Origin of the sequence: Dongia rigui (genome assembly GCF_034044635.1) — a bacterium.
Lineage (GTDB): Bacteria > Pseudomonadota > Alphaproteobacteria > Dongiales > Dongiaceae > Dongia > Dongia rigui.
On sequence record NZ_JAXCLX010000001.1, the window covers coordinates 2,437,121 to 2,451,805 of the forward strand.

A 14,685-nucleotide genomic window follows, 5' to 3' on the forward strand; every position below is an offset into this window, starting at 1 on the left:
CGCAGCGCTCAATCGGGGTTAAAGCCTTGACTTTGCTGGGGTTGGCTGGCTTGATCCGCCCGAAAAGCATGCTGCAAGGGCATGCCTGACGCCCCACCCGATTCCGTCGAAAAAAGGCCGCTTTACCTACCATGGCGCGAAAGACAGAGACCGAGCCCAGCCAGATCCTCGAGACCGTCAAGACCATCTTCTGGGCCGCCGTGATCGCCGTGGTGATCCGGACCTTCGCTTATGAGCCGTTCAGCATTCCCTCGGGCTCGATGATCCCGACGCTGCTCATCGGCGACTACCTCTTCGTCTCGAAGACGGCCTATGGCTATAGCCGCTTCTCGTTTCCCTGGGGTGTCGTGCCGCTCGAAGGCCGTGTGTGGGCCGATGAGCCAGAGCGTGGCGACGTCATCGTCTTCCGTCCGCCAGGAGAGCCGCAGACCGATTTCATCAAACGCCTTATCGGCCTGCCCGGCGACACGGTCCAGGTCAAGGAAGGCTTGCTCTATATCAACGGGGAACCGGTGAAGCGTGAGCGCATCGAGGATTTCGTCAATCTCGATAACGGCATCGCCTCGCCGCAATATGTCGAGACGCTGCCTGGCGGTGTCTCCCATCACATCATCGAGACGCGCGGCGACCAGGGCGAACTCGACAACACGCCGATCTATGTCGTGCCGCAGGGTCATTACTTCATGATGGGCGACAACCGCGATTCATCGAGCGACAGCCGCGTGCTGGCGGGGCTGGTGCCGTTCGACATGAACACGCGCATCACCGATCCCGCACAGCTCGGCAATGTCGGCTTCGTGCCGGCCGAAAACCTGATCGGGCCGGCCAAGGTGTTGTTCTGGTCCTATGACAACACGTTGAAGCTCACCAACCCGATTACCTGGGTGACGGCCCTGCGCTGGCGGCGTCTCGGCGATCTGGTGGAGTAGGCAGGGTGGCGAAGGCTGCCCATAGCGAGCTTGCCACGATCCTGGGTCACGTCTTCTCGCGGCCGGATCTGCTGGAAACGGCCATTACGCATCCCAGTGCCACCGGGCGCAACCGCACCAAGCGGGTGCGGCGCACGACCAAGGCGGCGGATTCGCGTGTCGCCGACAATCAGCGCCTGGAGTTCCTGGGCGACCGGGTGCTGGGCCTGATCGTCGCCGAAATGCTGTTCGCGACTTTCCCCGAGGAAGACGAGGGGGCGCTTGCCAAGCGCCTCGCTTCGCTGGTGCGCCAGGACGGCCTTGCGCATGTCGCGCAAGATCTCGGCTTTGGCCGATTCCTGATCCTCTCCAAGGGCGAGGAGGAAAGTGGCGGGCGCGAAAACCCAGCGACACTGGCCGATGCCTGCGAGGCGATCATCGGCGCGCTTTACCTGGATGGCGGCATCGACGCGGCGCGCGGCTTTGTCGAAAAGCACTGGCGCACCATGATGTCGGCCGACCTCGCCCCGCCGCAGGACGCCAAGACGGCACTGCAGGAATGGGCGCAGGCAGCCGGCCTCAACCTGCCGCGCTACAAGGTAATCCGCAGCGAAGGGCCGCCCCACGATCCCGTCTTCGAGGTCGAGGTGGCGGTGGAAGGCTTTCCCGCCCGCAGCGGGACCGGCCGTTCGAAACGTGCCGCCGAGCAGGCGGCCGCCAACCTGCTTCTGGTGCTGGTACGCACGCAAGATGCAGGGCAAGATCACAAGGTCGCGGCCAATCCGGCGTGATGCCGGAAAGCTCGGAAAGCAGAGTTCCATGAATATTGAAACGGCATGCGGCTTCATTGCCGTGCTGGGCGCTCCCAATGCGGGGAAGTCGACCCTGGTCAACCGCGTGGTCGGGCAAAAGGTCTCGATCGTCAGCCCCAAGGTGCAGACCACGCGCGCCAAGGTGCTGGGCATCGTCATGGACGGTCCAATTCAGATGATCTTCGTCGACACGCCGGGCATCTTCGCGCCGAAGCGTCGCCTGGACCGCGCCATGGTGACGGCGGCCTGGTCGGGTGCGGGCGATGCCGACCAGATCCTGCTGATGGTCGATGCCAGCCGAAAGAATATCGATGACGACACGCGTCGCATCATCGACGGCCTGAAGAAGCACAAGCGCAAGGCCGTGCTGGTGCTCAACAAGATCGACCAGGTGAAGGAACGCGAGCGGCTGCTGGCCAAGACCGCCGAGCTCAACGCGCTGGGCGGCGGGGACGGCGAGACGCTGTTCACCGACACCTTCATGATCTCGGCCGAGCATGGCGATGGCGTCCTTGATTTGGTGGCTGAATTGGGCCGCCGCATGCCCAAGGGGCCGCATCACTACCCGGAAGACCACATCACCGATGCGCCGCAACGCTTCCTCGCCGCCGAAATCACGCGCGAGCATCTCTTTCGCCAGCTGCATGAAGAAGTCCCCTATGCACTGACCGTCGAGACCGAAAGCTGGGAGGAATTCAAGGATGGCTCGGTCAAGATCACCCAGGTGATCTTCGTCGCCAAGGAGGGCCAGAAGGCCATTGTCATCGGCAAGGGCGGCGCCAAGATCAAGACGATCCGCGAGGCCGCACAGCGCGAGATGCAGCAGGCCTTCGAACGCCAGGTGCACCTCTTTCTCTTCATCAAGGTGCGCGGCTCATGGGCCGACGATCCCGAACGCTACCGCGAAATGGGCCTCGATTTCGAGGAATAGGGCGCGGTGGATTTCACCGACACAGGCTTCGTCCTCTCCGCCCGCCGCCATGGCGAGAGCGATATCATTCTTTCCTGTCTCACGCGCGCGCATGGCCGGCATCTGGGCCTGGTGAAGGGTGGCGCCGGGCGCAAGAACCGGCCGGCCTTCGAAATCGGCAACCAGCTTTCGCTCAACTGGCGCGCGCGCCTCTCGGAACAGCTGGGGCATTTCCAGGCCGAGGTCATTGAGGCGAATATCGCCCATGTCATCGACGATGCCGACCGGCTGGCGGCGATGAGTGCGGCGGCAGCCGTGATAGATGCGACGCTGCCGGAGCGTGAGCCGCATCAGGATGTGCATGACGATTTCGCGGTACTGGTGCAGGGCCTGGTTGCCAGCGTGCCGGATTGGGCCGGGCTCTATCTGCGCTGGGAGCTGAAGTTGCTCGCTGATCTCGGCTTCGGCTTGGATCTCTCGCGCTGCGCCGTGACGGGTGCCACCGAGGATCTCGTCTTTGTCTCGCCCAAAACCGGCCGCGCCGTCAGCCGGCTGGGCGCCGGGCGCTATGCGGAACGCCTGCTGCCGTTGCCGGGCTTCCTCCTTAAGGATGATATAGCGACCGATCCTACGTCGTTGGCGCAAGGGCTGCGCCTCACCGGCCATTTCATCCACGGCCATGTGCTGCCGACGCCCGCCGCTGAAAAACGCCTCACCGCCCGCGATCGGCTGATCGAACGGCTGACACGATAGCGGGAATGCTAGTTCTCATTTCGTTCTTGACATAATTACGCTTTATGTGTTATGCATAAAGGTGTCAGGGCAAAACGGAGCGACACATGCCGCCGGGTGCAACCCAAAAGCAGGTACCGACACGGTCCGAGGGCGTTCTTGGTGAATGGCGCGATGGCGCCTTTCACTTCCATACGCCCGAATCCGAGCAGCGTTGGCTGGTCGAAGCCTATCGCAGCGGGGTCCATCCCGAGAATTGGCAGCGCGGGCAGGTGCTCGACGACAAGACCCGGGACATCGTCTTGAGCGGCCTGGGCGGTGCCACCGCGCCGGTCTATCGCGGCCCTGACGGGCAGTATCGTTTTGCCAATGCCGAGACGATTGAACCCGCCGACATTCGGGCGCTGCGGGCGAAATCCTTCCAGGGCGTCAAGCTGCAGGACCTTAAAGGGCCGGAAATACCTGGCGAGGACGTGATTGCGACGCGCTTTGCTGCGGCTCGTGCCGCGAATGACAATGCCCCGGCGGTCGCTGCTTCGGCCGTGGCGCCTGTTGCACCGCAGGCGAAAGCGGGCCTTGGCCGCTTCGCTGCGATGGCCGAGGCACAAAAGAACGCCAGTCATCCCTCGCCGCAAGAAGCGCTGCAAGCAATTGATGACGGCGTGCGCCTGCTCGCCAATGGCTTGACCATTGGTTACGCGGACAACGTCGCGGCGGCCGGCGATGCGCTCTTCGGCGATGGCAGCTTTGCCGAGGATTATCAGAAGAATCTCGCTGAGCAGAACGCGCTATCCCAGGCGGCACTGGAGCGGTCGGGTATAGCCGGTGCCCTCGTTCAATCAGCGCCGCAGTTCATTCCGGGAGCGGGCGATGCCATCGGCCTTGGCAACGATATCAAGATGTATCTTGAGGATCCCAGCCAACGCACATGGAAGAACTATGGTCTGACCGCCCTCGGCGCGCTGCCCTTCGTCCCCAGCGTCGCCAGTTCGATCAAGCGCGTGGATGACGCGCTGGAGATCGCGGGGAAGGTAGAAGCGAAGGTCGGCAAGGTCGACGATGTTCCGATCCAGGCAATCGACCCACATGAAACGCGCTTCTCGCAGGAAACCGTGTCGTATCAGAAGCGAAGGAGAGGCAGTGACAGTTATACCTACGATGACATTGCCAACAGTATGAAGCAGAATGGTTGGCATGGCGAACCAATCGATGTTGTCCGCATGCCAGATGGGAAACTCACAACGGCCGACAATACACGCATCCTGGCAGCGCGGAGCGCCGGTATTCAGGCACAGGCAAGGGTCCGAGATTTCGATGCCAAGATCGGCGCCACGGATGCCACTCGGTTCAAGCATGGCCAACCCGGCAATCCAACGACCTGGGGCGAGGCGGTACAGCGCCGTATCAACGACCAATCCGGCAAATTCCGGACGGCTACTCCTTATGGATCGGGCGAGAATCCACGCCTCCGATATCCTAAATCACCCGACAAGGGAGCTTTGAAATGAAATTTGGAACAATCACGCCGGAACGGCTGCCCAGGGGCTTTCGCTATCCTGTGAACTTCGAGAAATTCTGCACCGCCACGCCGGCAGCGGACATCAAGCCTTGGTTCATTCTTGATTCGCGGGAGGATGCGGACATCTGGTTGGATATCGTTCAGGAATGGTATCCAGAACGATGCCTTATCCCGTTCGCACAGCACATTGTAACGGGTGATGATATCGCCTGCTTCGACGGTAACGATCGGACAGGTAACCCCGAGGTTCATCTCGTGCACAGCTTTGCCAGCGCTGGCTGGGAAGATCGCGGTTCGGTTTCCAATTTTGAGGCCTGGCTCGCTCTCATGGAAGAGGACCGCGAGGAATATCTCCAGCAGCGGGCGGAAGATGCGGCCTATGAAGCAGAACGCGCCGCCGCCGAAAATGGCAAGAAGAAAGAGGAGCTTTGAGCCTCTGTGTCGAAAGTGAGATCACGCCTGGGCGAAGACCGTTTGACGGCGTTGAGCCGGATTGCGTCGCACGCCTTGCGGCACGAACCCGCGCGGTACGGGTTGACGCTGGATGCCAACGGCTGGGTGGCGATCGATGCCTTCATCGCCGCGCTGGGCCGGACGGACCCGCGCTGGCAGGGGCTCGTGGCTGCCGACTTCCAGGAGATGATCGCGGCATCCGCGAAGACGCGGCATGAGATCGACGCGGACCGCATCCGCGCCATCTATGGTCATTCCGTGCCGGGACGGTTGACCCATGATCCGATCGCACCACCCGCCATTCTGTTTCATGGCACCAGCCCGCAAGCGGCGGAACTCATCTTGCGCGACGGGCTGAAACCCATGTCGCGCCAGTACGTCCATCTTTCGCCGACGCGCGAGGTGGCGCTTGACGTTGGTCGGCGCAAGGTGAAAGCGCCAAGTCTTCTCGTGGTCGACGCGGCCGGCGCTTTTATCGCCGGACACCACTTCTATCGCGGGAATGACCTGATCTGGCTCGCCGATGCCGTGCCGCCGCCCTTCATCCGGCGAGACGAACCCACCCGCCCTTGATTTGGCGCGTGCCGCGCGCCATGCTCCGGCCCTCTTAGAAATTCGGGGACTTTCGGGGAAATCATGGGTAATCGGCATTTCATCGTCATCGGTGCGGGGATCGTCGGCGTCTCGGCGGCTCTTTATCTGCAGAAGGACGGCAACCAGGTCACCGTGATCGATGGGCGCGATCCCGGCGAGGGGACGTCGAAGGGCAATGCTTCGGTCATCGCAACCGAATCCTGCATTCCGGTCGCGACTCCCGGCATCCTGTGGGATGTGCCGAAGATGCTGATGGACCCGTTGAGCCCGCTCGCCATCCGTTGGTCCTATCTGCCGCAGATCGCGCCCTGGCTGATCCGCTTTGTGGCAGCCTCCAGCGAGAAGCGGGTGGAACAGATCTCGATCGCATTGCGATCGGTGCTGGTGCATGCCTTGGCGGCGCACAAGGAACTGGCGGGGCTGGCCAACCAATCGCTGATGATCAAGGACACCGGCTGGCTCGGCGTCTTCGAGACCGACAAGAAGTTCGACAGCTATCAATGGGACTTGGCGCTGCAGAAGCGCCGCGGGGTCGAGTTCAAGATCCTGAAACAGGAAGAAATCCGCCAGTTCGAACCCAGCCTCAACCCGATCTATCGCCACGCCGTCTACTTCCCTGAAAATTCCTACGTCACCGACAATTTCGCCCTGGTGCAGCGCCTCGCCAACCAGTTCGTGGCGGGCGGCGGCAGAATCGTGAAAGCCGATGTCACCGGCTTCGAGATCGGCGCCGATGGACCCAAGGCGGTCAAGGCCGGCGGCAACACCTATCCTTGCGATGCCGTCGTCGTGGCAGCCGGCGCCTGGTCGAAGAAGCTTACCGCGATGCTGGGACACAAGGTGCCGCTGGATACCGAGCGCGGCTATCACGTGACCCTGCCCAACGCGCAGAAGCGGCCGCGCATGCCGATCTATTCCGCCGATCATTCCTTCGCCATCACACCGCTCGATGTGGGTTTGCGCTTTGCGGGCACGGTGGAACTGGGCGGGCTCGATCTGCCGCCCAATTACGATCGCGCGCAGAAGCTGATGAATCATGGCAAGCGCATGTTCGGCGATTTGGACGAAACCGGGCGCAGCGATTGGATGGGCTTCCGCCCCTCGATGCCGGATTCGGTGCCGGTCATCGCCCAGGGCGAGCGGTTCAAGAACACGTTTTTCGGTTTCGGCCACGGCCATATCGGCCTGACGCTGGGGCCGGTGACGGGCCGCATCATCGCCGATCTCGCCGCTGGCCGCGATCCGGGCGTGGATCTTGCGCCTTTCCGCATCGATCGGTTCTGACCGTATCATGCGCGCGCCGGACAAGCCGTCGGTTGGTGATTTTTCGCTGCGGCTGCTGCTGCCTTCCGACGCGCCGCAATACCGCTCGTTCCGGCTCAACAACCTTAAGCGCTATCCGACCCTGTTCCGCGCCGATGCGGCGGAAGAGGCGCTAAAGCCCCTCGCCACGTCTGAACGGCGCTTGAAACCCACGCCGCTCAACCGCTGGCAGGGTGCCTTCGACGGCGGTGGCATTCTCATCGGTGCCGTCGGCTTTCGGCGCGAGCCCGGTGCCAAGCGTCAGCATATCGGACAGGTCATCGGCCTGTCCGTGGCGCCCGACTGGCAGGGGAAGGGCATCGCCACCGCCTTGATGCTCGATGTGATCGACTATGCGCGCCGGCTCGACGGCATGCGGCAGCTCCAACTGACGGTTACCATTCCGAACCCCGCGGCCGAACAGCTCTATGATCGGCTTGGCTTCCAGGTCTTCGGGCTGGAGGAGGATGCGCTGAGGATCGGCGGCGAATCGCATCCAAAACAGCACCGCCAATTGCTCCTCGACCGCTAAGCAATTGATCCATAAAGAAAGACGGCGGGAGTCGCAGGCTTGACGTAAGGCCAGCGCCGCCTAGGATGGCGCCCGATTCACGCCTTTAGCCGAAAGCCGATTCCCCTTATGGCCAAAAAAGCCACGTCCACCACCCCGCCCCCACAGGGCGAGATCAAATTGACCAACCTCGCCGAGGCTCTGGGCGAGCGGTATCTCTCTTACGCGCTCTCGACCATCATGTCCCGTTCGCTGCCCGATGTGCGCGACGGGTTGAAGCCGGTGCATCGGCGCATCCTCTATTCCATGCGGCAGTTGAAGCTCGATCCGGGCTCAGGCTTCAAGAAGTCGGCGCGCGTGGTCGGCGACGTCATGGGTAAGTTCCATCCCCATGGCGATGCCTCGATCTATGACGCCATGGTGCGCCTGGCGCAGGATTTCGCCGTGCGTTATCCGATGGTCGAAGGCCAGGGCAATTTCGGCTCGATCGATGGCGATAACCCCGCCGCCATGCGCTATACCGAAGCGCGCCTGACCGAAGCTGCGGCCCTCATGCTGCAGAACATGGACGAGGACACGGTCGATTTCCGGGCCTCCTATGACGGCGAGAACCAGGAACCGACCATCCTGCCGGCGGCCTTCCCGAACCTCCTTGCCAACGGCTCGCAGGGCATCGCGGTCGGCATGGCGACCAGCATTCCGCCGCATAACGTTGCCGAGATCTGTGACTGCCTCACGCATCTCCTCAAAACGCCCAATGCGCGCATCGAGACGCTGGTGAATTTGATGCCGGGGCCGGATTTCCCCACCGGCGGCATCATCGTCGAAAGCCGCGAGACCATCGTCGAGGCCTATCGCACCGGGCGCGGCTCGTTCCGTGTCCGCGCCAAATGGGTAAAGGAGGATCTGAAAGGCGGCGGCTTCCAGATCGTCGTCACCGAGATTCCCTACCAGGTCGCAAAATCGCGCCTTATTGAGAAGATCGCCGAGCTGCTGCAGGACAAGAAGCTGCCCTTCCTCGACGATATCAACGATGAATCGACCACCGATATCCGCCTGGTGCTGACGCCGAAGTCGCGCAATATCGAGCCCGAGCATCTGATGGAACAGCTGTTCCGCCAGACCGATCTCGAGACGCGCTTCAGCCTCAACATGAACGCGCTCGACGCCAACCAGACGCCGCGCGTCATGCCGCTCAACGAGGTGCTGCAGGCCTATCTCGACCACCGCCGCGTCGTGCTGCAGCGGCGCTCGAAGTTCCGCCTGGCCGAGATCGAGCGGCGCCTTGAAATCCTCGACGGCTATCTCGTCGCCTATCTCAATATCGACGAGGTGATCCGCATCATCCGCTTCGAAGACGACCCCAAGGCCGTCATGATGAAGAAGTGGAAGCTCACCGACACGCAGACCGATGCCATCCTCAACATGCGTTTGCGCGCGTTGCGCAAGCTCGAGGAAATGGAGATCAAGGGCGAGCACAAGGAACTCAGCGCCGAGAAGAAGACCTTGCTGGCATTGCTTCAGTCGGACGACAAGCAATGGGAAGCGATCGGCACGGAAGTGCAGGAGCTCAAAAAACTCTACGGTCCGAAGACGGCGCTGGGCAAGCGCCGCACCGATCTCGGCGAGGCGCCCTCGGCCGTGGTCATTCCGCTCGAATCCCTCATCGAGCGCGAGCCGATCACGGTCGTCTGCTCGTCGAAGGGTTGGATCCGCAGCATGAAGGGTCATGTCGAGGAAGGCGCCGAGATCAAATTCAAGGAAGGCGATTGGGGCAAGTTCCAGCTCCATGCCGAAACGACCGACAAGCTGGTGATCTTCTGCACCAACGGCAAGTTCTATACCATCGGCTGCGACAAGCTGCCGGGCGGGCGTGGCCATGGTGAGCCGGTCAGGCTCTATATCGACCTCGGCAATGAGCACGACATCGTCGCCATGATGATCCACAAGCCCGACGAGAAGCTGCTGGTGGCCAGCCATGACGGGCGCGGCTTCGTGGTACCCACCAACGAGATCCTGGCGCAGACCAAGAACGGCCGCCAAGTCCTTACCGTGCCGGAAGGCGAGGAAGCCAATGTCTGCGTGCCGGCCAATGGCGACATGGTCGCCGTCATCGGCGACAACCGGAAGCTGCTCATCTTCAAGCTCAATGAGATTCCGGAAATGACTCGCGGCCGCGGCGTCATGCTGCAGAAATACAAGGATGGCGGCCTCTCCGATGCCAAGGTCTATACCAAGGCGGCGGGGTTGACCTGGCGCCTCGGCGACAAGACCCGCACCGAGACGCACGCCAATCTCAAGGATTGGATCGGCGAGCGGGCGCAAGCCGGCCGCCTGCCGCCCTCCGGCTTCCCCAAGGCCAATAAGTTCGGCTGAACCTGGCAAATCCGCGGTCGATGCTTGATGACCGGCGCCGACCGCGCCATCGCCTGATCAACGGCGATCCGTCCTTCGGGCGGGTCGCCGCTGAAGAGCCGCCGCCGGCAGATGCCTCGCTCCCGCCGCTGCCCCCATCATCTCGCATGAATTCGCCGTGCAGTCGCTCCTGGCGTGTAACAAAGCCCGGCCAAGCCTCGAATTCAATGAGGCAAGCCGCCGTGGCTTAGATGCGGTGCCCGCCGACCGGCAGGCGCCCGGGGCAGCCTGCGATCAAAGCTCGACAACCATAATAGAACGAATTGGGAGAGATTCATGACTGCGATGACAAAGATCACCGGCGCCACTTTCGCCGCCGCCGCCATGGCCTTGTTGGCCGGCGGATCGATCAGCCTCACCACCACGCCGGCCCAGGCCGATGCCGTGCATTGCGCCGGCATCAATGGCTGCAAGGGCCAGGGCTCCTGCAAGAGCGCCAGCAACGAATGCAAGGGGCAGAACACCTGCAAGGGCCAGGGCTGGATCGAGCAGCCGAGCGCCGACGCCTGCACCGGCGCTGGCGGTACGGTCGTGAAGTAACGCGGCCGTTGGGTTGGGCGGGCGGCCTCATCCCCGTGGCTGCCGCCCGCCCGCATTCTTTCAGCACCCGAAACTTCCGGCATGGAGGGGTGATCTTGCGCGATGCGGTGACTGGCTTTGGCCTGGGCCTCAGGCCGACACATTATGCGGCGCTCAGCGAGCACGCGGCGACAATGGCGCGGCGTGTCGATTGGCTCGAGATCATCTCGGAAAACTACATGGGCGTCGGCGGCAAGCCGCGGCGCCACCTGTTGGAGTTGCGGCGGCACTATCCGATGGTGATGCACGGCGTCTCGCTGTCCATCGGCAGCACGGCGCCGCTTGAGCGCGACTATCTGCGGGCGCTGAAGTCCCTCGCCGACGAGATCGAGCCCGCCTGGATCTCCGATCACCTGTGCTGGACCGGCATCGCCGGCCGCAACATGCATGACCTGCTGCCATTGCCCTTTACCGAAGAAGCGCTGGACCATGTGGTGGGGCGTGTCATGGCGGTGCAGGAGCATCTCGGCGCGCCGATCCTGCTCGAGAACACGTCGAGCTATGTCACCTATCCGGAATCGGCCATGCCCGAATGGGAATTCATTGTGGCACTCGCCAAGCGGACCGGCTGCGCACTGCTGCTCGACGTCAACAACGTCTATGTCAATTCGGTCAACCATGGGTTCAATCCGCTGACATTCATCGACGCCCTGCCGAAGACCTTGGTGCGCCAGATCCATCTGGCCGGGCATGAGGATCACGGCACCCATATCATCGACACCCATGATCACGACGTGGCGCCGCCGGTCTGGCAGCTTTATGCCGCGGCGGTGCGGCGCTTCGGCAGCGTGCCGGCCATGATCGAGCGCGACGACCACATACCGCCTCTCTCTGCCTTGCTGGCCGAGCTTGACCAAGCGCGGGCCGTCGCCGCCGATGCCGTCCGCCAAGTCTTGGTGGCCTGATGTCCCTCGAACAGCTGCAGCGTGCTTTCCAAGGCTATCTTCTGGGCCGCACGGCGCAGATGCCGTCCGTGAACGAGGCACGAGAGCGGCTGGACATCTACCGCCTTGGCTATGTCTCGCGCCTTGTCGAGGCGCTCGGCAACGATTATCCCGGATTGAAGGCCCTGCTGGGCGCCACGGCATTTGCCGATGCCGCGCGCCGGTACATTGCGGACCATCCCTCGGCGCACTACTCGCTGCGCTGGTTGGGACAGGGGTTGCCGGACCATCTCGCGGCGCAGGGTGAGGCGCTGGCCGCCGGCATGGCGCGTTTCGATTGGGCCGTGGCTCTGGCATTCGACGCAGCGGATGAAGCCATCGTCGGCTTGCCCGATCTACTGGCGCTTCCAGCAGAAGCCTGGGCGCATTTCAGTCTGCGCTTTGCCGTCGCTGCCAGCCTCATCACGGCCGACACAGCGACAGGCGATCTGCGGCGCGCCCTGTTGCACGATGAGCCGGTCAGCGAAGCGGTACCGGGCTTGTCGGTTGCCTGGCTCGTCTGGCGTTCGGGGGAAGATGTCCAATATCGAGCCCTGCCGGCAGACGAGGCCGCCTGCTTTGCGTGGATGCAAGGCGGCATGAGCTTTGCCCGGATGTGCGAAAGCCTGGCGCAGGATTTCCACGAGGCGAATGCGGCGCAACGTGGTGCCGAGATGCTGCAGGATTGGCTGCAGCGCGGATTGGTGTCGGAGATCGTCTGCTAAAGGTCGCGGGCGAGGCGGAAGCCGACGATGTTTTCGCGGCCCCAACCGTCCACCGCATAGCGGCGCGCGAAGCGGAAATCCCACTGCCCGTCGATCCAGCTGCCGCCGCGCGCGACGTGATCGGGACAGACATCGAGGATCACGGCGCTGCCGTCGCCGGGCGCGTCCTTATAGTCCGCTCGGTAACAATCCTGGACCCATTCCCAGACATTTCCTGCCATGTCGAACAGCTTGAAGCGGTTTGGCTGATAGGATCCCACCGCGGCGGTGTGAACGGCACCGTCTTCGCAGGGCGAGGCCTCGAGACCGGGATATTGCTTGTGCCCGCTGGCATCGAAGCTGTTGCCGATATGGCAGGCGTCGGCGGCACTGTTCTCTTCCCAAGGCAGGAAGCCCTGCCGGCCCGCGCGCGTGGCGTATTCCCATTCGGCCTCGGTCGGCAGACGATAGGTGGCGCCGGCCTTGTTGCTGAGCCACTCGGCATAGGCGATGGCATCGCGCCAGCTGACGCAGACGGCCGGCTCGTTGCCTTGCTGTGCGAAGCCGGGCTGCAGCCAGTTGGCGGAATCGTCGCTGCGCCCCTCCTTGTCGTCAGCCAGATAACAATCCCCATCCGACATGTCGCGGCCGGTCGCATCGACAAAGGCCGTGAACTGATCCCGCGTGACTTCGGTGGTCATCAGCGCGAAGGGTGCGGCGATGCTGACCTTGTGGACCGGGCTTTCATCGGGCCGACGGTCTTCGTCTTCCTTCGGCGCGCCCATGACGAAGCGGCCGGCTGGGACGACCACCATGTCCGGGCAATCGGGGCAGTCGCGAAAGATCGTGCCGGCCTGGGGCGGTCCGGCCTCGGTCTGGCTGCGTGTGGTGGGTGCTGCCGTCTGGCTCGGGGGTGCCGCTGCCGCAGCCTCTGCCTCTGCCGGAGGGGCAGGTTGGGCGCTTTCGCGGAAATAGAAGGCGCCGGTCAGGGATGACGAATCCCACGGGATTTGCGCATCACCCGTGGCCTGCATGACCGCCACACGCACATTGCGGAACATCTCCTCGATCGGCGCCGGTGCCGCGGTGATCGCCTGGGCCAGGGCAGCGGCATAGGGGCTGTTGCCGTTGCTGCCATCCTGGGCGACATCGCCGGGTGCCGTTGAATAAGCGATGAAGCTGCCTTTGGGCGCGTCCATGCGCGCGAGGCCATTGCTGGCCGAGCGCAGGCTGCGCGGCAGCGGATTGTTGCGGCAGGCATCCAGGATGACGACATTCACCCGGTTGTTGGCAAATTCCATCTGTTTGAGCACCCAGCCGGCATCGACCCCTTCGATCTCGGCATCGGCCTCGTTCTGGATCCGGGCGGCGAGGGGGATGAGGTAATTGGTCCCGCCGATCTGAACGCCGTGGCCGGCATAATAAAAGAGCCCCGTGGCTTCGGGCCCGGCAGCGACCAGGGACTGGCCGAAATCCGAGATGGCCCGCTTCATCGCCTTCTGGTCGGCATCGACCAGGGTCGTGACGACAAAGCCGACTTCGGTCAAGGACTTGGCCATAAGCTCGGCGTCTCGGCCCGGATTGGGCAGGGCGCCGATGCCCGCATCATAACCGCCATTGCCGATGACCAGGGCGATGCGGGGTGAAGCCTCGGCCGGCGACGGCGCCAGCAGAGATATCCACAGGATGAGAAGCAGAAGGCTGCGCATCACACCACCCCCCGGATTGATCCGGCTCCAGGCTAATCACCTGCTCTATGCCAAGACAAGGGCAGCCGATTCTCTCGTTTCGCCCGTTTACGGTAATTAAATGACCAGTTGGGCTGCCACGGCATCCCGGAAACACCGGAAACTCCCACAATTGGGGGCAGGCTCGCCTTCCAACCCCATCGTATGGTAGCTATGCGCGCACCGTCCCATTGGCGTTAAGTCTTTGAAAAAGACTGATTTCAGGCTGGATTCTTCTGCTTGACCGGGGGTGGGGGAATCAATATATTCCGCCCGCCTTTAAGGGGGCTGGTGGTAGACCTTTGGCGCGCAAGCGCCCCTTCAGTCTAGACGCTGTCCCCGCTTAAGCATCCGAACGACATAGGGCTCCTCTGCCTAAGAGCATGAGCAATCTGGCGTTTTTAGCGACCGCATCGAGACGCGAAAGCGTCGGTAGTTCGATGAGGTCGCGTTTGCATATGGCACATTTGCAATGCGCAAATCTCGCGCCAATGGGCTCGGCCCGGACGCGCGAATGAGGTGAGGAAGAAGTAATGCCGACGATTAACCAGCTGATCCGCCAGGGCCGTGCGCCCTTGAAGGCCCGTAACAAGGTC

Annotated in this window: 14 protein-coding genes; 13 read left to right on the plus strand and 1 reads right to left on the minus strand. The window is 62.9% G+C overall.

All coding sequences use genetic code 11. From position 1 onward, the window contains the following. Positions 1 to 131 precede the first annotated feature (131 nt). The 13 genes from lepB to SMD31_RS11470 all read left to right on the plus strand — a co-directional run bounded on the left by lepB (position 132) and on the right by SMD31_RS11470 (position 12,383). Positions 132 to 929 carry a signal peptidase I gene (gene lepB / locus SMD31_RS11410; protein WP_320500967.1) on the plus strand — a complete coding sequence of 266 codons (798 nt, stop codon included), beginning with the start codon at positions 132 to 134 and terminating at the stop codon, positions 927 to 929. A 5-nt stretch (positions 930 to 934) separates the two neighbouring features. Beyond that, positions 935 to 1,699 carry a ribonuclease III gene (gene rnc / locus SMD31_RS11415; RefSeq protein ID WP_320500968.1) on the plus strand — a complete coding sequence of 255 codons (765 nt, stop codon included), beginning with the start codon at positions 935 to 937 and terminating at the stop codon, positions 1,697 to 1,699. Between the two features lie 28 nt (positions 1,700 to 1,727). After that, complete coding sequence (era, locus tag SMD31_RS11420) at positions 1,728 to 2,651, plus strand: GTPase Era (protein WP_320500969.1); 924 nt, start codon at positions 1,728 to 1,730, stop codon at positions 2,649 to 2,651. Positions 2,652 to 2,657: 6 nt separating this feature from the next. Next, positions 2,658 to 3,383 carry a DNA repair protein RecO gene (gene recO / locus SMD31_RS11425; protein WP_320500970.1) on the plus strand — a complete coding sequence of 242 codons (726 nt, stop codon included), beginning with the start codon at positions 2,658 to 2,660 and terminating at the stop codon, positions 3,381 to 3,383. Between the two features lie 86 nt (positions 3,384 to 3,469). Beyond that, complete coding sequence (locus SMD31_RS11430) at positions 3,470 to 4,870, plus strand: hypothetical protein (RefSeq protein WP_320500971.1); 1,401 nt, start codon at positions 3,470 to 3,472, stop codon at positions 4,868 to 4,870. After that, a complete protein-coding gene (locus tag SMD31_RS11435; protein WP_320500972.1) occupies positions 4,867 to 5,313 on the plus strand; it encodes a hypothetical protein in 447 nt (148 codons plus the stop codon). The genes SMD31_RS11430 and SMD31_RS11435 overlap by 4 nt, the downstream gene beginning before the upstream one ends. A 6-nt stretch (positions 5,314 to 5,319) precedes the next feature. Further along, entirely contained in the window at positions 5,320 to 5,907 is a 588-nt protein-coding gene (locus SMD31_RS11440; protein WP_320500973.1) for an RNA 2'-phosphotransferase, read from the plus strand. Positions 5,908 to 5,970: 63 nt separating this feature from the next. After that, the gene (locus SMD31_RS11445) at positions 5,971 to 7,212 is read left to right on the plus strand and encodes an NAD(P)/FAD-dependent oxidoreductase (protein ID WP_320500974.1); all 1,242 of its coding nucleotides are present in this window, start codon (positions 5,971 to 5,973) and stop codon (positions 7,210 to 7,212) included. Positions 7,213 to 7,219: 7 nt separating this feature from the next. Next, the gene (locus tag SMD31_RS11450; RefSeq protein ID WP_320500975.1) at positions 7,220 to 7,762 is read left to right on the plus strand and encodes a GNAT family N-acetyltransferase; all 543 of its coding nucleotides are present in this window, start codon (positions 7,220 to 7,222) and stop codon (positions 7,760 to 7,762) included. A gap of 108 nt (positions 7,763 to 7,870) precedes the next feature. Next, positions 7,871 to 10,117, plus strand: coding sequence for a DNA topoisomerase IV subunit A (parC, locus tag SMD31_RS11455; protein ID WP_320500976.1), 2,247 nt, complete (start codon positions 7,871 to 7,873; stop codon positions 10,115 to 10,117). Between the two features lie 315 nt (positions 10,118 to 10,432). After that, a complete protein-coding gene (bufA2, locus tag SMD31_RS11460; protein ID WP_320500977.1) occupies positions 10,433 to 10,696 on the plus strand; it encodes a BufA2 family periplasmic bufferin-type metallophore in 264 nt (87 codons plus the stop codon). A 95-nt stretch (positions 10,697 to 10,791) separates the two neighbouring features. Beyond that, entirely contained in the window at positions 10,792 to 11,640 is an 849-nt protein-coding gene (gene bufB / locus SMD31_RS11465; RefSeq protein ID WP_320500978.1) for an MNIO family bufferin maturase, read from the plus strand. Further along, positions 11,640 to 12,383, plus strand: coding sequence for a DNA-binding domain-containing protein (locus SMD31_RS11470; RefSeq protein ID WP_320500979.1), 744 nt, complete (start codon positions 11,640 to 11,642; stop codon positions 12,381 to 12,383). Before bufB ends, SMD31_RS11470 begins: the two co-directional genes overlap by 1 nt. On the opposite strand, the gene SMD31_RS11475 is transcribed toward SMD31_RS11470, so the two are convergent. Continuing rightward, on the minus strand, positions 12,380 to 14,071 hold the full coding sequence (locus SMD31_RS11475; RefSeq protein ID WP_320500980.1) for an SUMF1/EgtB/PvdO family nonheme iron enzyme: 1,692 nt from the start codon (positions 14,069 to 14,071) through the stop codon (positions 12,380 to 12,382). The genes SMD31_RS11470 and SMD31_RS11475 overlap by 4 nt on opposite strands. Positions 14,072 to 14,685: the final 614 nt, after the last annotated feature.